Here is a 24,330-nt window from a genome sequence, read left to right as displayed (position 1 = left end):
GATGTTTAATTAAACAAGTAAACTAGAACAAATTTTTAACGAAATAAAAAAGCCAATAGCCAGTCTATTTGCATAAACTTATAGTTCATTAAGAAATAACCCAAGTGAATTTATGAGATATAAAAATAGCCTAAGCAAAAATTTTATAAATTTCGCTCCTTAAAAAATGATGCCTTTTATTCTCCATTAAATTTTTATGCCAATAAATTCCAATATTCATTTGCGGCAGTTGCACAGGAACATCAAAAATATTGAGTAGAGGGGAAACATGTAAATGGCCCAAAATATTTTGAGGAATCGTTAAAATTGCATTTGGATATCGCTCCAAAATTTGTAGCGCAGTGGAATAGTGCTGACAACGTAAAAAAACCTGCCTAGACAGCTGCTTACGATTTAAATGAACATCTTCAACCAAAACACCAGTACGCCGCGAAGATACACCAATATGCGGTGCAGCCAAATACAATTCAGCATTGATTTGCTGGAGCTGAGTACAAGCCACAAACTGGTCTTTGACCAAGCTCTCAAATTGAATTTTATCGCCAAAATTTTGTTCCAAATCAATCACAAAATCAATTTGTTGAGAAACTAAATCGGCATCTACCGTTTTACGGTCCAGCTTACTACTCATGAACTGAATACTTAGTCCAAGTTTCTGAAAGTGAGCAACTAACTTTGGGAAAACAATCGGTTCGATTTCATCATGAATCGCAATTTTTAGGCTTTGAACCATGTTCGGGTCGAAGCTTTGCTGCTGCATGGAAATACTTTGAATTGCAATTAAAGCATTTTTAATAATTAGGTAATTTTGTTCTGCAAAAGGTGTTGGAAGCATTTGGCTGCCAGAGCGAACAAATAAATCATCCTTTAAATGGCTACGTAGACGCTGCAGGGCATGACTGGCAGCAGACTGCGTAATCGACAAGATTTGAGCTGCTTTAGAAATACTTTTTTGCTCATAAATTGCAATAAAAAGCGGGTATAAATTGATATCGATGCGATGAAAAAGCCCCATATCAATGGGTGACTTACTATGAATACTGTTCATGCTGATCTATAAAATAAAATCATTTTGTTCATATTAGTTTTCAGGTTATGTTGATGTAAAGCGAAAATATCAAAATAGATCGAAGGAAGCAGCCATGTTTGAACTTTCAGCACGTGCTCAAGATTATGTAGAACGTACCAAACAATTTATTCAAAACGAAATTGAGCCGATCGAAACTGACTTTTGGCATGAGGTACATGAACTGAACCAAGGTGGCGACTGGACCAAATGGCAGTGGCCTGCACAACTTGAAACGCTCAAAGCCAAAGCAAAAGCTGCGGGTTTATGGAATATGTTTTTGCCATGTCCTGAATTGGGCCAAGGTCTATCGGTTCAAGAGTATGCTCATATTGCAGAACTCACAGGTCGTAGTCTTCTTGCGCCGACCGTATTTAACTGTAATGCACCAGACAGTGGCAACATGGAAGTATTGTGGCGTTATGGTTCTGAAGCTCAAAAGCAAGAGTGGCTTACGCAGCTTTTAGATGGAAAAATTCGCTCTGTTTTCTGCATGACAGAACCAGCTGTTGCTTCATCTGATGCGACCAATATGCAAGCAACAGCCATGATCGAAGGTGATGAAATTGTGCTAAATGGCCGTAAATGGTGGTCTTCAGGCTTAGGTGACCCCAATGCCAAAATTATTATTTTTATGGCGCATACACCAGATGAAACCAAAGATCGCCACCATCAACACTCGATGGTTTTAGTGCCTGTTGAAACGGCTGGAGTCAAAATAGAACGAATGTTACCAGTCTTTGGTGACTACGATGCACCCCATGGTCACGGCGAAATTAGCTTTAGTAATGTTCGTGTTCCTGTTTCCAACTTTATTGGTGGTGCAGGTCAAGGTTTTGAAATCGCCCAAGGTCGTTTAGGGCCGGGTCGTATTCATCACTGTATGCGCTGCATTGGTGCTGCGGAAAAATCTTTAGAGTTGATGATTGATCGCGGCATGAGTCGTACTGCATTTGGCAAAGAGATTTTAAAATTAGGTGGAAACCTAGAGCGCGTGGCTGATGCACGTGTTGCAATTGATCAAGCACGTTTATTAACCTTGTATGCTGCGTATAAAATGGATACTTTAGGGAATATGGCAGCGTTAACTGAAATCTCTGCCATTAAAGTCGTTGCGCCAAGTGTGCTTGAAAAAGTGGTCGATATGGCGATTCAAATTCACGGCGGAGCAGGTGTGTCGCGTGATACACCTTTGACAGGTTTCTTCGCTCAAGCACGTTCACTGCGTTTGGCCGATGGACCAGATGAAGTCCATAAAGGCATGATTGCAAAACTAGAACTGGCAAAACGCGGCTATAGTACGCGTCGTAAAAAATAATAGAGGAGAAGATCATCTCTTTAATTCATCGTGTTGAAATAAGAATAGATGATCTTCTTAGTCATAAAGAAAAGATTGATAGTTTGGGAAAAAAGAATGTCAGCGATTGATGTAGGTGGAACAGTTCGGGCGGGTGAAGAACTGGATGCTGTAGCCGTAGAAAACTGGCTCAAAGCACAAGGTGTCGATCTACAAGGGCGGGTTGAAGTCACGCAATACTCAGGCGGTGCATCTAACTGGACGTATAGATTGAAATACGACAATGTCGATCTAATTCTACGCCGCCCCCCCAAAGGTACCAAAGCTAAATCTGCACATGACATGGCACGTGAATATCATGTGCAAAAGAATTTAACCCCTTTTTATCCTGTACTTCCCGAAATGGTTGCATTGTGTCAGGACGAATCTGTTCTTGGCTGTGACTTCTACGTGATGAAACGCGTAGAAGGCATTATTCCACGGGCCAACTTACCGAGAGAGTTAGATTTTAAAGAAACCCAAGTTCGTGAGTTATGTATCAATGTGATTGATAAACTGATCGAACTTCATCAAGTCCCATACCAAGGCACAGAACTTGAGAACCTTGGTAAAGGTGATGGTTACTGTCGTCGTCAAGTGGAAGGTTGGGACGCTCGTTTTGAAAAAGCCAAAACCATTAACGTCCCTTCATTTAAATATGTGCGAAAGTGGCTGAAGGATAATATTCCAGCAGACTCAAAAACTTGTGTGATTCATAACGATTGGCGTTTTGATAATGTTATTTTAGATCCGAATCATCCGACACAAATTATTGGTGTCTTGGATTGGGAAATGGCAACGCTTGGTGATCCACTGATGGACTTAGGTTCGGCCTTGGCATATTGGGTTGAAGAGTCGGATAGTGCACTTTTTAAAGCGACACGTCGTCAACCGACAAATCTTAAAGGCATGTTCACACGTAAAGAAGTGGTCGGCTATTATTTAGAAAAAACGGGTTTAGACGTCGAGAATTGGACCTTTTATGAAGTCTTTGGCATTTTCCGTTTAGCCGTGATTGCCCAACAAATTTATTATCGCTATCACCATAAACAGACCAATAACCCAGCTTTCAAAGATTTTTGGATTTTAATTCATGCTCTCCATATTCGCGCACTTAAATTGATTGGTTTACAGAAAATTGAAGCCAATGAAGTCGCTCAAAAGTACATTGTTAAAATGAAGGAAATATTAGGCAAATGACCACTATTTATTTCATTCGCCACGGGCAAGCATCTTTTGGTGCAGAAAGTTATGATCAACTTTCTCCCAATGGTGAACTCCAAGCCAAAATTTTGGGTCAATATTTTGATCAGATCTTAAAAGAAGCGCCTGTGGTGGTGTCAGGCTCCATGCAGCGACATCAGCAAACGGCATGTATTTCTTTGGCTGAATGCTTTCCTGAAGTAGATGTCTTAACAGATTCTGCATGGAATGAGTTCAATCATCAGCAAGTCTTTGCTCATTACGAACCGCGTTTTAATGAGCCACATTTACTAAAAGCCGATGTGGCTAAAGAGTCGAACCCACGTGCATATTTGGCCAAGATATTTGAAGGGGCAATTGAACGATGGACAGGTGGCGACTATCACCATGAGTACGATGAATCATGGCCTGAGTTTAAAAGTCGAATTGAAGTCGCTTTACAAGATTTGTGTGATGAACTGGCTCAAAGCAAACCGCGCTATGCTGTGGTGTTTACTTCAGGCGGTGTAATTTCAGTGGTTGCAGGTAAGCTGTTGGGTTTAAGTCCAAATAAAACCTTTGCGCTTAATTGGGCTATTGCCAACAGCAGCATGACCACATTACGACTGGTGGGCAATGAACCGCAGCTTTTAAGTCTGAATGAACATCATTTTATTAAAGCCGAAAACTCAAACTTACTGACATGGATCTAAGGACAGGATTAAGACATGGCTAAAACAATTTTAATTACAGGGGCAAGTTCTGGCATTGGTGCAGGTATGGCACGCGAATTTGCACAAAAAGGCTATAACTTGGCAATTTGTGCACGACGCTTAGATCGCCTTGAAAGCCTAAAAGAGGAACTTGAGAGCAAGTACGGAATAAAAGTCATCCCTAAAGTTTTAGATGTGACCAATTACGATCAAGTGTTTGAAGTTTTTCGTGCATTTAAACAAGAATTTGGCCATTTAGACCGTGTGATTGTGAATGCTGGAATTGGAGATGGGCGTCGAATTGGCAAAGGCAGTTTTGCGATTAATAAAGCCACGGTTGAAACCAACTTTATTTCAGCTCTAGCGCAGTGTGAAGCTGCAGTCGAAATTTTCCGTGAGCAAAATGCAGGACATTTGGTTGTTATCTCTTCTATGAGTGCAGTCCGCGGTATGCCAAAACATTTGACCGCGTACGGTGCTAGTAAAGCCGGTGTTGCACACTTGGCCGAAGGTATTCGTGCAGAACTGCTCAATACCCCAATCAAAGTCACGACTATTTTTCCTGGCTATATTCGTACAGAAATCAATGAGGGTGCCAAACCACTACCTTTTGAAGTCGATGAAAAAACAGGTTCACGACTGTTGGCCGCAGAAATTGAAAAAGCTCCTGTAAAAGCCTATGTTCCTAAATGGCCATGGCTACCACTAGGTTTAGCAATGAAAATTTTACCGCTGAAATTGGTCAATAAACTGGGTTAATGTTTGAAATAAAAAGGTTGTAAATCAGCCTTTTTTTAACTATGCGAGTGCCTTCTAAACATATGTTGCTATTTCCAGATGATCATTTGAGTGTATTCATGAGTTGGTCATAAAACCGAGGTAGCATTGAAGAAAAAAGGTGATCAAGATGTCCACACAATTCGACTTTGTTTCAGTTAGAAAAAAGCCCAATGTTCATTTTGGTGGGCGCTCAATTAGTCATGTTATTCAATGTGAAGATGGTTCACAAAAGACCCTTGGGGTTATTTTGCCTACAGATCAACCACTGACTTTTGAAACGCATGTCGCGGAGCATATTGAAATTGTTTCAGGTCAATGCCAAGTTAAAATTGGGCTACAGACTGAAATGAGTCTGTATCATGCAGGTGAAAGTTTTGATGTTCCTGCCAACAGTCGCTTTAGTATGATGGCAAGTGAAGTCGTAGATTATATTTGTCACTTAGAAAAATAGCCGAAGACAAAGACTTAAAATGGCTACAACAACATTAATTCTTGATTTCTGAAGAATATTTAAGTCTGTGTATCGGTGCAATTCAACGTATACTATTTTCATCTCTCAGCTAGCTTAGACCCAGTCACTGAATATGCGATTAAAAATTTATACGCTGGCTTTGATTCCAGTCATTCTATTTCAAGGTTATGCCGTCAAAAAAAAATACACCAAGATTGGCTGAACCCGAAGGAGAGCGCATTGGACAAAAAGGCATGGGTAAGTCGCTTTCCTTGCTCATTTTGGGGGATTCAGCTGCGGCTGGTGTTGGTGTAAATGTTCAAGATGATGCTTTGTTGGGGGCAATTTTAAAAGAACTGTCATCTGAGTTTAGTATTCAATTTTATTTACACGCAACGACGGGATTCACCACAGATCAGGTCATTCAGTCCATCCAAACGCTTGAGACACAGCATTTTGATGTCATCATTACTTCTGTGGGCGTAAATGACATTACAAAATTCACTTCGCCGCAGGCTTGGATCGCAAAACAGAAGCAGCTTTATCACATACTCAAACATAAGTTTAGTCCACAACTAACACTTGCATCGGGTGTACCGCCGATGGATCAGTTTCCAGCACTTCCAAACCCACTTGCATGGTTGTTCGGTCAATATGCCAAAGCGATGAATTTAGAATTAGGCCAATTTGTCGCACAGCAAAAACAGATGGAGTGGATAAAGTACGATCTAAAGAAGTTTTTGGCTTTAAACTTAGCTATGGCCAAAGACGGTTTCAACCCCAGCAAAGAAATTTATCAGTATTGGGGTAAACAAGTGGCTGAAAAAATACGCCAATCTTTTTAAAATGCAATAAAGACAAATTTTTTATAGCTTATGACACATTCAGTTGAAATTGAAAAACATCCACTTAAACCTTTCCTGCCAGCTAATGCCAAATTATTGATGCTGGGCAGCTTTCCGCCGCCCAAGACCCGCTGGAAAATGGACTTTTACTATCCAAATTTTCAAAATGATATGTGGAAAATATTTGGCCTGTGTTTTTTCCAAGATAAAAATTATTTTCTCAATATCGAGCAGAAGACATTTAAAGAACAACAGATCCGTACATTTTTAAATGAACGGGGCATTGCGATTTTTGATACGGCCTATGAAGTGATTCGCCAAAAAGGCAATGCTTCAGATAAGTTTTTGCATATTGTTACCCCAACCAATGTACAACATTTACTTGAAAAAATGCCCGAATGTCATAGTATGATGACCACTGGCGATAAAGCCACTGATACGCTCATGCTGTCTATGCCTACAGGTACGTTAAAACCACAAATTGGCATGAAGTCCGAGACACATTTTGCTGGGCGAGACCTGAGGCTTTATCGGATGCCATCTTCTTCTCGTGCCTATCCTTTGGCTTTAGAGAAAAAAGCCGAGGCTTATTACAACTTATTTTCTGAAATAGGTTTACTTTAGGTAACTATTTGGATTATCCACATGACTGAATGTTCCAGCCATTCGTAGATGGTTGGTCTGCTTTAGTCTTCGTACTCAACATAGTCCCAGAGATTAAGCCGCGCTTTAATCTGTTTACGGAGTTGTGGCAGCATAGGAAATAATGTTCCATCAATCCATAGGCTGAGTGCACCTGCCGAAAGTGGCTGTTGCGATTCATCGATCAATTGAGCACCTTTCACCAAAACAAAAGTCTCTTCGCTTGCAGCTGTTTCGATCCCTTTAAACTGAACCAAAAGTTCATGGCCTGTATCTTGGATTAGCCACTCCAATTCAATTTGGATATTTTGATTGGATTTTAAAACGACTTGCCCTTCAACCATGTCATTGTCACTCAAGCAGTCATGCTCAACACGCACTTTACTTAGAAACCATTCTTGTCGAGCAAGATCTTCTAGTGTTTTGTAAGGGGTTAAAATATTACTGAGATTAAACTGACGACTTAAATCAAAAAATTGCATTACTAAACTTTGTAAAGGGGAAATAAAAAAGGAGGGCTGCATGTTAAATCAAAGTGTGTACTGAGTAAAACCTTTCAAGCCCTTGAATGAATTTAGGTATGAGATCCAATTATTTTGTTCGAGTCTTATATTCAACGCTGTTGTATTAAGAATAGTAATAGATAGAAAATTTTTAAGCTGATCCTAAAAACAAAGCAACTCAGCCTAAACAGAAAGTTATCGTACATTAGAGAACATGGATAATGTCATTCACTTGTAATTACATCATCCATTCAATGGGCAGGTATGATACAGCTTTCATCATAAAACGCTGAAATTTTGTGGTTTCGGGTTCTGTTTGATGTTCAATGACACTTCCATCTTTTTGATGTTCAAGCCAAATGATATCGCCTTGAGAGTTGAGCTTTAACTCATATGCAATATGCGGGAGAAATTCATCTAACTTGTGTGAGATTGTATTTTGCAATTGATCTGACTCTACCACTAAGCCCACTTCTGTATTTAAATGGGCTGAGCGTGGGTCAAAGTTAAACGAACCGACAAAGACTTTTCCATCTATATCAAAAAATTTGGCATGGAGCCGTGAGGAACTTCGACCTTTAGCCGGAATCACATGCCCAGTTGCCACTTCATACCATGTGTATTTCTCTCGTTCGATATAGGGTTTAAACTCATACAGTTTGACACCATTTTCGAGCAAGCCACGGCGATATTTTTTATAAAATGCATGCACAATGGCAACATCATTAGCCAATAACGAATTGGTTAAGACTCGAACTCGAGTTCCTTTTTTTGCCAAATTGGAGAGATAGTCGGCACCTGCTGTGGTTGGAACAAAATATGCGGAGACCAACTCCATATGCTTTTCAGGCTTGCCCATCAAATCGAACATTTGTTTGACAATGATTTCATCAGACTTTGCTTCACCACGAATTTTATTGGGGGAATCGGCGATGAAATGAGCCTTTGCCCAGTTAACAGGATGTTTGGTTAGCTCTGAATCGACTTGTATACGAGCCAAATCAATTTTCTGTTCAATCACATTTTTATCTAAGGCATCTGCCTCATAGTGCTGTTTTAATTGAGCCAGTTCTTCTTTTGTTCCACGGCCCACTAATTGAGGAATAGCATAACTGAGATCATCATTCCAGAAATTTAGAAATACACTGTTTGCATGCTCTACAGCTTGCCCATAAAACAAAATGTCCAAATCAGTAAATTGGAAATTTTCACTGGCATCAAAGTATTCACTGCTGATGTTACGACCGCCAGTTACTGCAATTGCGCCATCAGCAATGATCAGTTTGTTATGCATACGATGGTTAATGTGATTGAAGCGAAAAGCATAATCAATCACACGTAAATGGCGGTATTTGTAAGGGTTAAATAATTTGATTTCAAAGTTGGGATGAGCGGCCAGCTTTTTGAGAGTTTCATCAAGTGCAGTACCGTTTTGGTCATCAATCAATAAGCGCACTTTCACACCACGATCCGCAGCATTTAACAGTTCATGCAACATCATATGGCCTATAAAGTCATCTCCCCAAATATAGTATTGGACATCTAGACTGTGCCTGGCCTCTCGTATCAAGTGCAGGCGCGAGGCAATGCTCATAAACGCTTCGTCTAGAGCTAAATAGGCTGTAAGCCCTTGTTTTTGCTGTGTAGATGCATCTTGACCATTAAGCCAATGCTGTGCATATATCTCTACAGGGTCTGAAGGCTTAGCTTGATTGGGGGCGAGCTGGCATCCCGCGAGTGTTAAAACGGTGCTCAGCAAAATCAGCGGTCGACAATGAGTTGGTATCGGCATATTTATTTTAAAGACCTAATTTTTATACGTTATATATTTCACATGTTATAGGTTGAAACAGAGAATAAAAAGCGGTTACTGTAGCGCATCTGTTAAAGACCTGTTAAGGATAGCGAAAATGAAATCACGTGCAGCTGTTGCCTTTGGACCTGGACAACCTCTAGAAATTGTAGAAATTGATGTTGCTCCACCGCAAAAAGGTGAAGTTTTAGTCAAGATTACTCATACAGGTGTATGCCATACCGACGCATTTACTTTATCTGGTGATGATCCTGAAGGTGTTTTTCCAGCAGTTTTAGGCCATGAAGGTGCGGGTATCGTAGTTCAGGTCGGTGAAGGTGTAACCAGCGTTCAGCCGGGTGATCATGTTATTCCACTGTATACGGCTGAGTGTGGCGAGTGTTTATTCTGTCAGTCAGGCAAGACCAATCTATGTGTTGCAGTCCGTGCGACGCAGGGCAAAGGTCTGATGCCAGATGGTACAACGCGTTTTTCTTATAATGGTCAACCGATTTATCACTATATGGGCTGTTCAACCTTTTCTGAATATACCGTTGTCGCAGAAGTGTCTTTGGCTAAAATCAATCCAGATGCTAACCCTGAACACGTCTGCCTATTGGGTTGCGGCGTGACCACTGGTTTAGGTGCAGTCAAAAATACAGCCAAAGTACAAGAGGGTGATACCGTTGCAGTCTTTGGTTTAGGTGGTATTGGTCTAGCAGTTGTACAAGGTGCAAAAAAAGCCAAAGCCAGCCGTATTATTGCGGTTGATACGAACCCTGACAAATATAAATTAGCAGCAGAATTCGGAGCAACTGATTTTGTAAACCCTAAGGATCATGACCGTCCTGTACAAGAAGTCATTGTTGAAATGACTGGTTGGGGAGTTGATCACTCATTTGAATGTATTGGTAATACTAATGTCATGCGCTCAGCACTTGAATGTGCACACCGTGGTTGGGGCCAGTCTGTGATTATTGGCGTGGCGGGTGCAGGCCAAGAGATTTCAACGCGTCCATTCCAACTGGTCACTGGCCGTACCTGGAAAGGGACGGCTTTTGGTGGTGTAAAAGGTCGTTCACAACTGCCAGGTATGGTTGAAGAAGCCATGACTGGCGAAATTCGTTTAGCCCCATTTGTTACACATACCATGGGTCTTGACAAAATCAATGAAGCCTTTGACTTAATGCATGATGGAAAATCAATCCGTACTGTGATTCATTTTGAAGACTAATTCGCTGTAATAAGTTTAAAAAACCAAGCTGCGGCTTGGTTTTTTGTTTTTGATTAGAAGAAAAGCGAATTGGCAAAACTGTTCATGTTGTTAGACAAAAATGATAAAAAATGTCAATTTGTTAGATTTTGTCCTTTTATGACATAGTCGAAAATAGGTTCTCACCTTATCTTGATGTCTCAATAATGCACACTTGTATAAAAATAAACTAAAGCAGAGGGTGACTATGGGAAAGCATGTTGAATACCGTCCTGAATGGGTACGTGAAGATTTCATCGATTTTCTGGCTGAAAAAGTAAATCCGCTATGGGCATGGAAAAAAGCCAAAGCGCGGATTGTTGCAAAGCATCACTTGTCAGATGACTTCGTGTACATGCAGTTACAGCCAAATCATCATTTTAAAGCAACCGACTATCAAGCTGGGCAAAGTATCTTAGTGACAGTACTCATTGCTGGTGTACGTTGGCAGCGCAGCTATTCGATTGTCGAGATTTTAGAAAATGGCAATCTTGTGATTGCTGTCAAACAACAGGGCAAAGTCTCAAATGTACTCACTCAACAGCCTGTAAAAAGTATAGTTGAAATTTCCAAAACGCAAGGCGAATTTGTTTTAAAAAGTCAGCTTCACTCTGCATTGATGATTGCCTCGGGAAGTGGTATTACCGCAATTTACGCATTGATTAAGGCTGCATTAAAACGCCCACAAACAGTTTCCAATATCGATTTAATTTACTTTACGCGGGATGATGCCTTTCACGCAGAACTGCAAAGTCTGGTCGAACATTATCCGCAGTTTAAATATCATCATGTCAATACACGGACCCATAAACAACATCTGAGCCAAGACTTGCTTAGCCAAAAGATTGAAGGTTTTGAACAACGTGAATGCTATGCCTGTGGTGCTGCCAATATGATGCAAAGCCTGACAGAAATTTATCAAGCTTTAGACTTAGTTGACCATCTGCATACCGAATATTTTCAAATTGTTGTCGATCACACCCAGAGCGCTCAAGTGGTCACGTTTAAACGTTCGCAGCAACAGTTTCAAGCTCAAAGCAATTTATTAGACAGTGCAGAACAAGCGGGTTTACGTCCCGCACATGGCTGTCGTATGGGCATTTGTAATACTTGTTCATGTACCAAAGTTCAGGGTGTGGTGCGGAATCTGCTCACAGGCGAGCTTGATCAAAACAATAACACACAAATTAAATTATGCATTTCACAGGCGGTTAGTCCTGTTGTGATCAACCTTTAAGAAGGTATAGATATGAATCTTCCCGTTTATTTTAGTGAAAGCAGTAAATCCAAATATTTAAGTCCTGCACAAGTCGAAGAGTTTGGTGCGAAAGTTGAAGCAATCCGTCGTGAAGTGATGGAAAATCTCAATGAAAAAGATGCTCAGTATATTTACAAAATCCGAAATTTTGTGCGTTATAGCGAAATAAGCGCACGTGCAATGCTCATGTTTGCAGGATGGCTACCTCCAGCGTGGCTTTTGGGCACTGGTTTATTGGGGATATCTAAGATCGTAGAAAATATGGAGCTTGGGCATAATGTCATGCATGGTCAGTTTGACTGGTTAAATGACCCGAGTCTCAATGGGGCAAATTATGACTGGGATACTATGGCCACAGGCCCCGATTGGAAACATACGCATAATTATATCCACCATACCTACACCAATATTGTTGGTATGGACCATGATGTCGGCTATGGCTTAGTCCGTGTGAGCGATGCACAGGTCTGGGAACCTCGCTTTTTGTTGAATCTACCTTTAGCTGCACAATTGATGGTGTTTTTTGAGTGGTATGTGGGTATACAAAATTTGCATATAGAGGATGTGGTGGCCTATAAAACAAAAACTTGGCGTGAAGTTTGGGTAGAGTCATATGATTTTAGACAGAAAATGAAACGCCAAGTGATTAAGGACTATGTCTTTTTCCCAATCATTGCTGGGCCAAATGCACTGCCAGTTTTTGCAGGAAATGCGGTAGCCAATGTTATTCGTAGTTTATGGGCATCCGCGGTGATTTTTAATGGTCACTTCACCGAAGATGCTGAAAACTTTGAAATGGACAATATTGACAATGAAACACGGGCCGAGTGGTATCTGCGCCAAATTCGAGGCTCAAGTAATTTTAGTGGGACACAGGCCTTGCATATCTTAAGCGGGAACTTGAGTCATCAAATCGAACATCATCTTTTCCCGGACATGCCAGCCAATCGCTACGCACAAGTCGCACCCAAAATTAAAGCACTGTGTGCAGAGTATGGAATTCATTACAATGAAGCGAGCTTTATCAAACAGTTTTCATCTGTTTGGGTGAAGTTGGCTAAATACTCGCTGCCAAATGAATGTTATGAAAAAAGTGACCCTACACAGTCTTTTCTGAAACACAATTTGAGTTTATTGAAGAAAAAAATCGTTAAATCATAGCTTGCAACTATCTACTAAATCAGAAGCCTGATTGGATAATATTTACCAATCAGGCTTCTGATTTTTTTGCACAAAAGTAGGGCGTAAAGCTCCTATGAATAACGTCTTTATGTAAATAGAATAAACTTAATCATTATGTGAATTATCGGTCTTTACTTAAAATAATGTATTGTTATTATTAGTTTTTCACTGAAATTTGTTTGGCTTAGTTATGTTGCTTAAATGCATGCTCATGTGCTATTGAAAGCCGCGCTCAGTTATTTGTCTGAATTGTGTAATAGTTGCAAATTTTCATTGGTATACGCTTATATAAGTTGTATATGATGCATACTGTGATGGTAATCACGCACTGTCGTTATATTTATATTTATTTTTTTGTTTTCACTGTTTTTTCATGACTTTGCTTGATTTCTTTTTTAAACAATATGTCTGGTTATGGACTAAACCAGCGAGTTTAAGTTGCAGATAATTATTATGTCTCGAACCCATTCACAGCCTAAAATTAAATCTAAAAATATTGCCTATGATCAACAGGCAGGAAAGCGTTCTACTTTAAAAAAAGACCACAATCTGATTGATATTATTCCTCAGCTTTTTTGGATACATAATGATGTCTGCAAATATTTAAATTTACCCTTACGCCAGTATGTGGGGGGGATGGATTTATCCGCAGATAGCTTCAATTTAGTTGAATATATTCATCCTGAAGATGTGCCAGCATTAGATGAATTTTTGCATCAACCGATAATTGTTGAGCTTACATTTGAAAAAACCTGCCGGATTCGTAATCATCAGGGCCAGTATCATTGGTTCTTAGTCCAAGGTGAAATGGATCGCTCTACCGCTGGATTTCAACTGAGTTGCACTGATATTCATCAGGGCATGAAAATTTATATCGAGTCTTTAGCGCTATTACGTGCTCATTCGGATATGTTAAATGCCAGTGTAGACTGCATTATTGTAGTTGAACCAGATAGTACGGTCACCCATATGAATAAGTCGGCATGTGTCATGTTGTTGGGAAGTGAGGATGTTAAAGACTTTGGTATGTCTTGGGTCGAACTTTTGCCTCTTGCGGTGCGTAAAAAAGCCAAAAAGGCATTGCATAGTGCAAGCCAAGGCCAAATTTCTCATTTTAATGGCATGAGTTTATCAGACGGAAAAGTTTATTATTGGGATAATGTTCTAACCCCTGTACTTGATATTAATGGAAAGACCCAGAGCATTTTATGTGTATCACGTGATATCACACTGCAATATTTGGCCGAACAAAAATTAAAACAGGGCAGTGAACGTGATGAGTTAACGGGTTTAAATAACCGACGTGCGTTTAAAGAAAAAATCAGAAAACTGTATAACAATGCACGTGACAAAAAGCAGAAGTTAGCCGTCATGCTGATGGACTTAGATCACTTTAAAACCATCAATGACACACTGGGTTATGCCGCAGGCGATCACTTGTTAAGGATTTTATCGAAACGTTTAAAACAAATTCTAGAAGGGCGAGCTTTCTTGGCACGCCTTGGTGGGGATGAATTTGGGGTGATTATTCCACATGTGCAGGATATAGGCGAACTCAATCAGATTGCCCAGCAGATTTTGCAACAACTTGAGTTTCCCATTACTTTTTCGGGTAATTACATCAATGGTGGCATGAGCATTGGATGTGGTCTATATCCAGATGATGCGAATGACCTCAGTGAGTTACTCAAATGTGCCGACACAGCACTTAATGATGTTAAAGCACAAGGCCGTGGCGGTATGCGCATGTTTGATCAGGATATGTTTAATGCAGTACGGGAACAATCAGAACAACTGAATTGTGCGCACCAAATTATTCGTAATGTTGCAATAGAGGCGTTCTTCCAACCGAAAGTGTGTTTAGATTCAGAACGAATTATTGGTTATGAAGCGCTATTACGCTGGCGTGATGATCAAAATAACATTCAAAGCCCTGCACGAATTGCAGCAGCTTTTAATGATTATGAGTTATCCAGCCGTATTGGTGAGATTATGCAGCATCAGGTTTTCAAGCAGATTACTGAATGGCGCGCAAAAGGCTTACAGATTGTACCTATTTCGATAAATGCAGCACCTGTTGAATTTATGCGTGATAATTTTGCTGAGATCTTTTTAAAACGTCTCAAAGCCTACCGTATACCCTCGAAATTTGTTGAAATTGAGGTTACTGAATATCATTTGGCTGAACGCGGCTATGAATATGTGGTTCGCGCCCTTAAAAAACTCAAAGCAAATGGTGTCCGAATAGCGCTGGATGATTTTGGTACGGGGCATTCTTCTCTTACTCATTTGCGCGACTATCCTGTTGATATTATTAAAGTTGACTGCTCTTTTGTACAACGCTTAAGTGATGATAAATCGATTTATGCCATTGTCGAAGGGTTAGCCAAACTCGGCCCGATTTTATCAATGGATATCGTTGCCGAAGGCATTGAAACCGAAACACAATTGCAGCTGTTAAGAGATATGGGCTGTCATATTGGGCAAGGTTATCTGTTTAGTCCACCTGTTTGTGCTCAGCAGGCAGAAATGCAGTTGCTAAAACTACACTAGGCTTCATAGCGACTGTTCTCATGAACTCAAACATGATTAGGCCATTGAATTAAAGGCTAAGGCAGTGGCTTAAATGTGATAGAACAGAATTTTTGCATAAAAAAGTGTTGTCAAAGCAAAAAAATCAGCGTATTTTAAATTTCAGATAACATATTTTTTGAAGATATAAAAATGTTAAAGCAACCTGTAATCTCTAACGCAAATTATTACTTTTGGCAATTTAGATAATTGCCTGAATGCGTTCGGGCATCAAAAGGTTGCCCACCTAGTTAATACCTGATCGGCAACCCTGGTCAGGTTTTTTTATATCTGCTGTTTTAATAAATTTTGGAGTACTTCATGAAAACAACTAATTATTCATACTTTAGCAACTTTTATTGGTTTTACTTTAGTCAATTTATGACTTTAGCCCAGCAATCCATTAGACCCATAACGCTCAAATAAAAGATCGGACTGAAGAACACAGTCCAAAGGATACAAACCAATGAATGCTCTAAATACTGCACTACAAAGTACTCAAACGACAGTTCAAGAAACACTTTTAAGTTTGCCGCAGCAACTCAAAATGCAGTTACCACTTTCAGCGCCATTAAAACTACAAATTGCTGAACAGCGTCAAACCATTCGAAATATATTAGAAGGCAAAGACCATCGTTTAATGGTCATTACTGGCCCATGTTCCATTCATGACCCTATTGCGGTTTTAGAATACGCTGAAAAGTTAAAACAATTACAAACCAAAGTTTCAGATCAGATTTTCTTTGTAATGCGTGCTTATATTGAAAAACCACGGACTACAGTGGGTTGGAAAGGTTTTTTATACGACCCTCTACTCGATGGATCTTCCAATATGCAGTTGGGATTAGAGCAGTCTCGAGCATTGTATTTAGCGATTATTGAAATGGGTCTGCCGATTGCTACAGAAATTTTAAGTCCAATGGCGACTGCTTATTTCGACGATCTGTTGGCATGGGGAGCTATTGGTGCGCGTACCAGCGAGTCGCAGATTCATCGTGAAATTTCGAGTCATATGCCATTCAGCATTGGTTTCAAAAATGGCACAGATGGTTCAATTCAAATTGCCCTGGATGCGATTCAGTCTGCATCAAACCCTCACCAGTTCATGGGAATTGGGCAGCAAGGCATGGCATGTATGCTTCAGTCCCAAGGAAATCCGAAGCCGCACTTGATTTTACGTGGTGCAAACTCAGGGCCTAACTATGCTTTAGCAGATATTCGTCATATGCAAGATAAAGTCAAAGGTGAATTGCCCGCGTTGGTGATTGACTGTAGTCATGGGAACAGTAGTAAAAATCCACTCAATCAACCTGATGTATTACGTAGCATTGTTGCGGAACGCACGCAAAGCAATGTGTGTGGTGTCATGCTTGAGAGTCACTTGGTTGATGGTAACCAGAAAATTTCAGATGACATGGTCTATGGTCAGTCTGTTACCGATGGCTGTTTAGGCTGGGAAAAAACTGAGCAAGTACTCTTAGAGGTTGCCGACACATTATGCAGCCATGCCGTTCAACGGAGTGCTTAATCAACGCAACCAAAAAGACCTTCCAATGAAAGGTCTTTTTTTGTGATCCAGTTCAATAAATGAAGATAATAAATTGAAAAATAAGCTAAAAGTTATTTATCAAACGATAAATTAGGTTGAGCTAGAGCATAAACTTATGCAAAATCAGAAGCCTGAAAGAACACGATAAAAAATTGTATTTTGAATAAAAGAAATGCTTTTTAAAGTCAGCTATTTGCACTAATTTTTAGAGAACACTATGTATTCTGCAGAACTTTTAGAAGAAGCCCGTCGGATGATGTTTCACATGCTCAGCAAAGTGGTTGAGTATGGTGGTTCAGACTTATTTATATCTGCAGACTTTCCCCCAAGTATTAAGCATCAGGGCCTCATGAAGCCACTGGGTCAACAAAACTTGCCATCTGATCAGACCAAACTCTTTGCTTATAGTTTAATGAATGAGAAGCAACGATTAGAGTTCGAAACCGAGCTTGAGTGTAATTTTGCAATTAGCGTTCCCAATGTTTCGCGTTTTCGCGTCAATGTTTTTCAGCAGCAACTGCATGTAGGTATGGTGATTCGTACGATTACTGCGGAAATTCCTAACTTCACTAAGTTACAACTTCCAACGTCTTTAAAAGACGTAATTATGGAAAAACGTGGTTTGGTCCTCGTTGTCGGTGGTACAGGGTCGGGTAAATCGACGTCTTTGGCAGCCATGATTGATCATCGAAATGAAAACTCGGCAGGGCACATTATTACGGTTGAAGATCCTGTGGAGTATGTACATAAACATAAGAAATCGATGATTACTCATCGAGAAGTGGGTGTGGACTGTCACTCTTGGCACAATGCTTTGAAAAATACTTTGCGCCAAGCGCCCGATGTCATTTTAATTGGTGAGATTCGTGACACGGAGACTATGGAGCATGCCATAGCTTTTGCAGAAACAGGTCATTTATGTCTAGGGACACTGCATGCCAATAATGCAAATCAGGCTTTAGATCGAATTATTAACTTTTTCCCAGACGAACGTCGCAATCAACTTTTGATGGACTTATCTTCTAATATGAAGGCGATTATTTCCCAGCGTCTAGTGCGGACTGAAGATGGGCGTGGCCGCCGAGCAGCAGTGGAAATCATGCTCAACACGCCGTTGATGTCAGATTTGATACTTAAAGGGAATTTCCACGAACTCAAGGAAGTGATGTCGAAGTCACGAGAGTTAGGCATGCAGACTTTTGATCAGGCTTTGTTTGATTTATACAATCAAGGTGCAATCGCTTATGAAGAGGCGCTACGAAATGCAGACTCGGTCAATGAATTGCGTCTACAGATTAAGTTAAAGAGTAGTCGTGCCAACCCGCAGTTAAGCTCAAATAGTGCTTTGTCTTTTGATCAAGCGATTACTGAAAAAGCCAAAGACGCTGAAGAAGAGAAGGCCGACGCCTAATTTTCTGAGTCCGTATGTTCATTGCTATGCGCATACGGACTGATGTTTTAAACGGTTTTCTTTCTATTCGCGATAACGGCATAGAACAATAAACTTAAAAGGGTTGTCAGTGCACAGAATAAATAGGTAAAGCTATAACCTTGCTTAGAAATGAGTATGCCCAACAATATAGAGCCAAGTGCAATACCTAAGTCATACATGGTAAAGAACGTGGAGGTCGCATGGCCAATCCGATGCTTTTCCGCACCTTGAATAGCTAAAGTTTGTAGACAAGGCTGTGCAGAACCAAAGCCCATGCCAACGCATACTGCCGCAACCAATAAACCCGTCAAAGATTGAATCTGACTGAGAATCACAAGCCCTAAGCTAAATAATATAATCGCTGGGTAAATCACATAGCTCGCTCCGCGACGATCATAAATTTTGCCTGTAATTGGGCGTAGACTCATCATAGAAATTGCAAAGACGATAAAAAATAGGCTCGCATAGTTCAGCAGATGTTTAGACTCTGCATAAGTTGAAATGAACGACATGATACTTGCATAGGAAAAAGAAACGATCATGCCCATAATTGAAATATTCAAGGCTTTGGTTTCAATAAAGTCATGGATACTGAGCTTGCGTTTTACGGCTGGTGTCAATTTTTGAGTGGTCTGCTGAATTGGGATAAAGAAGCAAAACAAGAAACCGAGACAGACACTAAACGCCAAAATCCCTGCGACCATTGGATAGGATACAGACTGGATCAAGGTTAAACCGAGGAATGGCCCAAGTACAATCCCCAGATTAATGGACATGACAAAATAGCCCATACCTTCGCCTTTACGTTTTTCTGGAATAAACTCATTGACAATAGGTACGGCAACTGTTGTGACTATACTGAACCAAATGCCATGTAGAAAACGAATCAGTAACAACAGGTGTAAATTATCAGCAAACAAATAAGCCAAGGAAAACAAACAAAATAGGGCTTCCGCGATAAAAAGCGTTTTCTTACTGCCAAATTTTTCAATAATGAGTCCGCTAAAAGGGCGAACTGCGATAGACGATGCCATGAACAAGGTCATAGCCAAGCCTGCTTGTGCAAGGTTTCCACCCAAATCATTCAAAATATAGATTGGGAGGATTGAGGTCTGTGCAAAATAAAAGATGAACAAAAACAGATTGTTCGCTAAGCAAAGAATAAAAGACTTATTCCATAGTGATGATGTATTGAGAGCAGACATGCAGAACCCTTGGCTCGAAGATGAGGCTATAGGACGTAAACTGTTGTTATTATTTTATGCAGAAGCTAGGTTACGGCTATGAAATTGAAACAATCAAATTATAAGATAATGCACGTGAAAAGTATGATTATAGTGATAAATGCAGGTATTTAATCGAAATTAATATATGAATATAGAGTTAATTTATTAAAATAAGAGAATTGTTGTAAAAAATCAGTCCGCAGACTGATTTTTTGAGTCGTAAATATGAATACTAAACTTATAGACCCGCTTCATAGGCTGTGCTTGAAAGGAGTTGTTCTACATCTGCGATATTGTCTGGTTTGATTTTATAAATCCAACCTTTGCCGTAGGGGTCATCATTGACGAAGTCAGGATCATCTTCCAGATTGGCATTGATTTCTACCACGGTGCCAGAAACTGGTGCATGAATATCAGAAGCTGTTTTTACAGATTCAACCACACCCGCTTGTTCACCAGCAGTGATTTGTTGACCAACTTCTGGTGTTTCAACATAGACTAAATCACCTAAAGCATCCTGTGCATGGTCTGAAATACCAGTTACAACAAGATCACCTTCAATACGCACCCATTCATGTGTACTCGCATACTTCAATTCTGAAGGATGATTCATGAATAACTCCTTAAAATACAAAAATCATTTTTCGCATGATTTATACATGCTTTTCTATCAAAACAAAAGATCTATAAATACGGATCTTTACGCCAATTACTCGGGCTACGTCCACTCCAACGCTTAAATGCTCGGCTGAAATTTGCCACATCACTATATCCCAGTTCATCCGCGATTTGCTCTAAGCTATAGTCTGTACGTGACAAAAGTGACGTGGCATGACGGTAACGCACTTCATCCACAATGGTTGAAAAAGACGTGCTTTCAGCAGCCAATTGGCGCTTCAGTGTGCGATCAGACATGTGTAAGAGGTCAGCCACATGCTCGATGCTTAAATAGTGTTGTTCTGAGCGCGTTAAAATGTCACGAACACGCATCGATAATCTTCGGCGTTCGCCCATGGCTGAGAGTTCAGCTTCACATTGATTAATGGCTATTTGGCTTGCAAGTGGGTCAGCATTGACCATTTTAAAGCCGAGATAATGCTTATCAAAACTCAAAAGTAAATGTGGTTGATCAAAGCGAACACTATGGTTAGGCAGCTTTGCACGATAGCGATCAAAGCCTTCGGGTTCTGGAAAATCGAAATCAATTTCCCCAGCCAGATTTTCAATGCCAGTGAGCGCCTTACTCATAGAAACAATGCCAAAAATAATACTGATCGCAATATCGGTACGCAACGGTTCTATATCGACATCACAGCGTAATTGTAAAGTCGCTTTTTCGCCAAAGGTGGAAAAGAAAAGCTGCAAAAAAGGCATGCGCAGTTGAATAAAACGGTTAGCAAGTACCAAGGCTTCGCCAATATCATGAGTTGTCATAATGGCATAGCCAATGAAACCATGAATTGAAATACGCATTTGCGTACCTAGATGGTAGCCAAGCGTGGGCTCACCAGTGAGACGGCTAGCCAACTTCACAAGTTCATTGGCAGTATGAACGGGTATGCGAAAGTCAGGCTCTGAGAGTTGTTCACTCGTGAGTTGAAAAGGGGAAAATAGGGTCTCTGCGTTATAACCCCAACGAGACACAACATCTAACAACAATAAGCCATAAACACCAGGAATTCCTTGATCTTGGCGAAGTGAAACTGTTTTCATGCGCGATCCATTGCATTTTTCTTTCTTTTCTGACTGAAGTTATATTGGCATGAATATTTCAAATTCATGGAGCATATTGTTGGACAATATGCTCCGAGCCTATAGCAATTCAGTATCCTTTTCATTTCTGATTTAGTGGAACGATATTATAAATATCATAAATTTCTGAGCAAAAATATAAGACTCTCGATAAAAATAAAGGCTCAGCAAATGATGCTAAAAATTATGTAAAATCTTTTTAAAATCAGCACACCAAAATCATTGATGATAATGATCTAAGCGTGCTGAAAATGGAAAGTAAAATTAGGCTTCTTTCTTTTTAATCGGATGTTGTTCCGTTAAAAATCCACCTGTTTGACGCTGCCAAAGGTGGGCATAGATACCATTTTTTTGAATCAGTTCTTCATGTGTCCCTTGTTCTGCAATACGACCTTCATCAAGTACGATCAAACGATCCATTTGAGCAATGGTTGAAAGACGATGAGCAATCGCAATCACCGTTTTATCTTGCATTAAGTCATCAAGGCTAGATTGAATTGCAGCTTCAACTTCTGAGTCTAGGGCACTGGTGGCTTCATCTAAAATTAGGATTGGCGCATCTTTCAAGAACACACGAGCAATAGCAATACGCTGGCGTTGGCCACCTGAAAGTTTCACTCCACGTTCACCAACATAAGCCTCATAACCTGATTTACCACGTAAGTCAGTCAGCTGAGGAATAAACTCTTCGGCTTTGGCTTTACGTACCGCTGCATACATTTCTTCATCACTGGCATTTGGACGGCCATATTTAATATTTTCTGCAACACTACGGTGTAGCAGGGAAGTGTCTTGAGTCACTAAGGCAATATTACGACGTAAACTGTCTTGGGTGACATCTTCGATATTTTGTCCATCAATTAAAATTTCACCCTGTTTCAATTGATAAAAATGCAGCAATAGTTGAATCAGTGTCGATTTCCCCGCACCAGAGCGACCCACGATCCCAATTTTTTCACCAGCTTGGATGCGTAGGTTTAAATTGTCGATGACATTTTTACTGTTATACGCAAAAGTTACGTCTTTAAATTCAATCACGCCTTGTTTAACCTCAAGGTCTTTGGCATCAGGTTTGTCTTGAATCGTGATCGAACGACCTAAAGTTTTCATGCCGTCTTGAATGGTGCCGACACTTTCAAAAAGTGCTGAGGTTTGCCACATGATAAATTCAGCAATACTGCTCAGTTTTAAAATCATAGCCGTTGCAGCAGCAATAACACCGAGTTCAACTCGCCCATTCATCCATAGCCAAACTGCAGTGCCCAATACACCTGCATAAAGCACTATGTTTAAAAACAGGATGCTGATTTCATACTTAGCACCTAAACGCATTTGTTTATAAACGGTGACCATGAACTCTTGCATCGAGGCTTTGGCATATAAGCTTTCACGTCCTGCATGGGCAAAAAGCTTCACTGTTTGAATATTGGTATAGGCATCGGTAACACGGCCAGTCATCACAGCTCGGGCATCGGCCTGTTCATTTGAAACTTTGCTCAAACGTGGGATGAAGTAATACGCTGCGCAGATAAACAAAGCTAACCAGACCAGTAAAGGTAATATTAGGAGCGGGGAGATAGCGGCAAGTACCAGATTGACCGTGACAAAATAAATCAACACATAAGCCAACATGTCACCCAAAATAACCCAGAACTCACGTATCGCCAGTGCGGTTTGCATGACTTTTGCGGAGAGGCGTCCTGCAAAATCATTATGAAAAAAGTCGAGACTTTGCTTCAACAGTAAATTATGAAAGCGCCAGCGCAGACGCATGGGAAAAGTGCTAAATAATATTTGATGTTTAATAATCGACTGTAAACTGGCAAATAAAATATTGGCCAATAAAATACAGAATAACAGGACTAAATTTGAACCATGTTCTGCTAAAAATGTTTCTGGCTGGCTTTTACTGAGCCAGTTTACTAAGTCACCAATTTTGGCATAAAACAAGGCTTCAAAGCTGGCAGCACCAGCCGTGAATAAAATCAAAATCAGTAAATAGCCACGTACACCTTTAGCGGCCTGCCATACAAACGGAAAGAACGTGGTCGGTAAAGGTTGGTTTAAACCTTCTTCTGGATAGGGATCAACACGTTTTTCAAACCATTTGAACATGAATAAAACCTTCTAAAAATAAGTCATTTATGAGGTAATGACTTGTTTTATAAATAAGCAGAGTTTGAAAATTTTAGCATGAAAAGACCTCAGTGGTCTGTGTAAATTGCGAGAGACTAAACGATGTTGTAGCAGTATTGATGGCAAGAAATGTAGATGAATAGATATAAAAGTCTGATATAGAGAAGAGTGATAAAAGGGAATCCAACCAAATGAATCCCCCAAGATGCTTAAAGCATTAGTTTGCTTGAGCTTCTGATGTCGCAACCGCATCAGATGCAGCAGCTTCTGAAGCAGGTGCTGCATTTTCAGTTGCAACAGCAGCTTGAGTGGTTTCTACAACTTGAGTTTCTGCCGCAAAAGAAGATGTCGCTGCTACAGCTAAAAGGGCAGCACATAAAGATTTATTTAAAGTATTCATTTTAGAAAGTCTTACAAAGTGAAAAGGAGTGGCTAATTTAATGAAGAGAAAAGGTTGATATTGTGATATTGCGGTATATTTCATGTAAATAATCACATAATCAACTTACATAATACACAACGTAAATAACACAGTTGTTGAAAAACTAATGTTATGTATTTTTATAATTTTTATTCTAGAGTTGGTAATTTAGAACGTATATTAAAACGCTTATTCTGCGTTTTTAAGACCTTGGTATGCCAAAACTGGAGCAGTTTTAGCA

At 40.1% G+C, this 24,330-nt stretch carries 20 protein-coding genes and 1 pseudogene; 13 read left to right on the top strand and 8 right to left on the bottom strand.

Going from position 1 to position 24,330, the window contains the following annotated elements:
• Positions 1-130: 130 nt before the first annotated feature.
• On the bottom strand, positions 131-1,048 hold the full coding sequence (locus KVY11_RS10435; protein ID WP_218288875.1) for a LysR family transcriptional regulator: 918 nt from the start codon (positions 1,046-1,048) through the stop codon (positions 131-133).
• A 94-nt stretch (positions 1,049-1,142) separates the two neighbouring features.
• Here KVY11_RS10435 and KVY11_RS10430 point away from each other — a divergent pair, with 94 nt between their 5' ends.
• The 7 genes and pseudogenes from KVY11_RS10430 (at position 1,143) to KVY11_RS10400 (ending at position 6,997) form a co-directional block, all read left to right on the top strand.
• Positions 1,143-2,384 (top strand): acyl-CoA dehydrogenase family protein, encoded by a 1,242-nt coding sequence (locus tag KVY11_RS10430; RefSeq protein WP_218288874.1) that lies wholly within the window; start codon positions 1,143-1,145, stop codon positions 2,382-2,384.
• A gap of 96 nt (positions 2,385-2,480) precedes the next feature.
• Positions 2,481-3,602 (top strand): phosphotransferase family protein, encoded by a 1,122-nt coding sequence (locus KVY11_RS10425; RefSeq protein WP_218288873.1) that lies wholly within the window; start codon positions 2,481-2,483, stop codon positions 3,600-3,602.
• On the top strand, positions 3,599-4,297 hold the full coding sequence (locus tag KVY11_RS10420) for a histidine phosphatase family protein (protein WP_010326632.1): 699 nt from the start codon (positions 3,599-3,601) through the stop codon (positions 4,295-4,297). The genes KVY11_RS10425 and KVY11_RS10420 overlap by 4 nt, the downstream gene beginning before the upstream one ends.
• 15 nt (positions 4,298-4,312) lie before the next feature.
• Positions 4,313-5,056 carry an SDR family oxidoreductase gene (locus KVY11_RS10415; RefSeq protein ID WP_087013063.1) on the top strand — a complete coding sequence of 248 codons (744 nt, stop codon included), beginning with the start codon at positions 4,313-4,315 and terminating at the stop codon, positions 5,054-5,056.
• A gap of 148 nt (positions 5,057-5,204) precedes the next feature.
• A complete protein-coding gene (locus KVY11_RS10410) occupies positions 5,205-5,528 on the top strand; it encodes a pyrimidine/purine nucleoside phosphorylase (protein ID WP_218288872.1) in 324 nt (107 codons plus the stop codon).
• 133 nt (positions 5,529-5,661) lie between these two features.
• Positions 5,662-6,373 (top strand): annotated as a pseudogene (locus tag KVY11_RS10405) (SGNH/GDSL hydrolase family protein).
• Positions 6,374-6,403: 30 nt separating this feature from the next.
• A complete protein-coding gene (locus tag KVY11_RS10400; RefSeq protein ID WP_218288871.1) occupies positions 6,404-6,997 on the top strand; it encodes a uracil-DNA glycosylase family protein in 594 nt (197 codons plus the stop codon).
• A 62-nt stretch (positions 6,998-7,059) separates the two neighbouring features.
• Here KVY11_RS10400 and KVY11_RS10395 read toward each other — a convergent pair whose 3' ends face one another.
• Both KVY11_RS10395 and KVY11_RS10390 read right to left on the bottom strand, forming a co-directional pair.
• Entirely contained in the window at positions 7,060-7,497 is a 438-nt protein-coding gene (locus tag KVY11_RS10395) for a hypothetical protein (RefSeq protein WP_035326816.1), read from the bottom strand.
• Between the two features lie 259 nt (positions 7,498-7,756).
• A complete protein-coding gene (locus KVY11_RS10390) occupies positions 7,757-9,310 on the bottom strand; it encodes a phospholipase D family protein (protein ID WP_218288870.1) in 1,554 nt (517 codons plus the stop codon).
• A 118-nt stretch (positions 9,311-9,428) separates the two neighbouring features.
• Between KVY11_RS10390 and KVY11_RS10385 the strand changes: the two genes are divergently transcribed.
• The 6 genes from KVY11_RS10385 to KVY11_RS10360 all read left to right on the top strand — a co-directional run bounded on the left by KVY11_RS10385 (position 9,429) and on the right by KVY11_RS10360 (position 18,533).
• On the top strand, positions 9,429-10,544 hold the full coding sequence (locus KVY11_RS10385) for an S-(hydroxymethyl)glutathione dehydrogenase/class III alcohol dehydrogenase (protein WP_218288869.1): 1,116 nt from the start codon (positions 9,429-9,431) through the stop codon (positions 10,542-10,544).
• 226 nt (positions 10,545-10,770) lie between these two features.
• Positions 10,771-11,799: a flavin reductase family protein gene (locus KVY11_RS10380; RefSeq protein ID WP_218288868.1), complete on the top strand. Its 1,029-nt coding sequence runs from the start codon at positions 10,771-10,773 to the stop codon at positions 11,797-11,799.
• A 12-nt stretch (positions 11,800-11,811) separates the two neighbouring features.
• Positions 11,812-12,981: an acyl-CoA desaturase gene (locus KVY11_RS10375; RefSeq protein ID WP_218288867.1), complete on the top strand. Its 1,170-nt coding sequence runs from the start codon at positions 11,812-11,814 to the stop codon at positions 12,979-12,981.
• A 474-nt stretch (positions 12,982-13,455) separates the two neighbouring features.
• Positions 13,456-15,555: an EAL domain-containing protein gene (locus KVY11_RS10370; protein WP_218288866.1), complete on the top strand. Its 2,100-nt coding sequence runs from the start codon at positions 13,456-13,458 to the stop codon at positions 15,553-15,555.
• Between the two features lie 484 nt (positions 15,556-16,039).
• Positions 16,040-17,101: a 3-deoxy-7-phosphoheptulonate synthase gene (locus tag KVY11_RS10365; protein ID WP_218288865.1), complete on the top strand. Its 1,062-nt coding sequence runs from the start codon at positions 16,040-16,042 to the stop codon at positions 17,099-17,101.
• 238 nt (positions 17,102-17,339) lie between these two features.
• Entirely contained in the window at positions 17,340-18,533 is a 1,194-nt protein-coding gene (locus KVY11_RS10360) for a PilT/PilU family type 4a pilus ATPase (RefSeq protein ID WP_218288864.1), read from the top strand.
• A gap of 47 nt (positions 18,534-18,580) precedes the next feature.
• Here the strand turns inward: KVY11_RS10360 and KVY11_RS10355 are convergent, their stop codons facing one another.
• The 5 genes from KVY11_RS10355 to KVY11_RS10335 all read right to left on the bottom strand — a co-directional run bounded on the left by KVY11_RS10355 (position 18,581) and on the right by KVY11_RS10335 (position 24,152).
• Positions 18,581-19,759, bottom strand: coding sequence for an MFS transporter (locus tag KVY11_RS10355; RefSeq protein ID WP_218288863.1), 1,179 nt, complete (start codon positions 19,757-19,759; stop codon positions 18,581-18,583).
• 259 nt (positions 19,760-20,018) lie between these two features.
• Positions 20,019-20,393, bottom strand: coding sequence for a glycine cleavage system protein GcvH (gcvH, locus tag KVY11_RS10350; protein ID WP_004693240.1), 375 nt, complete (start codon positions 20,391-20,393; stop codon positions 20,019-20,021).
• Positions 20,394-20,464: 71 nt separating this feature from the next.
• The gene (locus KVY11_RS10345; protein WP_218288862.1) at positions 20,465-21,493 is read right to left on the bottom strand and encodes an AraC family transcriptional regulator; all 1,029 of its coding nucleotides are present in this window, start codon (positions 21,491-21,493) and stop codon (positions 20,465-20,467) included.
• A gap of 303 nt (positions 21,494-21,796) precedes the next feature.
• Entirely contained in the window at positions 21,797-23,647 is a 1,851-nt protein-coding gene (locus tag KVY11_RS10340; protein WP_168159609.1) for an ABC transporter ATP-binding protein, read from the bottom strand.
• Positions 23,648-23,885: 238 nt separating this feature from the next.
• Positions 23,886-24,152, bottom strand: coding sequence for a hypothetical protein (locus KVY11_RS10335; protein ID WP_039889627.1), 267 nt, complete (start codon positions 24,150-24,152; stop codon positions 23,886-23,888).
• Positions 24,153-24,330: the final 178 nt, after the last annotated feature.

The organism is Acinetobacter sp. CWB-G5 (assembly GCF_019209785.1).
Taxonomy (GTDB): Bacteria; Pseudomonadota; Gammaproteobacteria; order Pseudomonadales; family Moraxellaceae; genus Acinetobacter; species Acinetobacter johnsonii.
The sequence above is the reverse complement of the archived record's forward strand: the minus strand, read 5'-3'. Positions and strand labels throughout refer to the sequence as shown.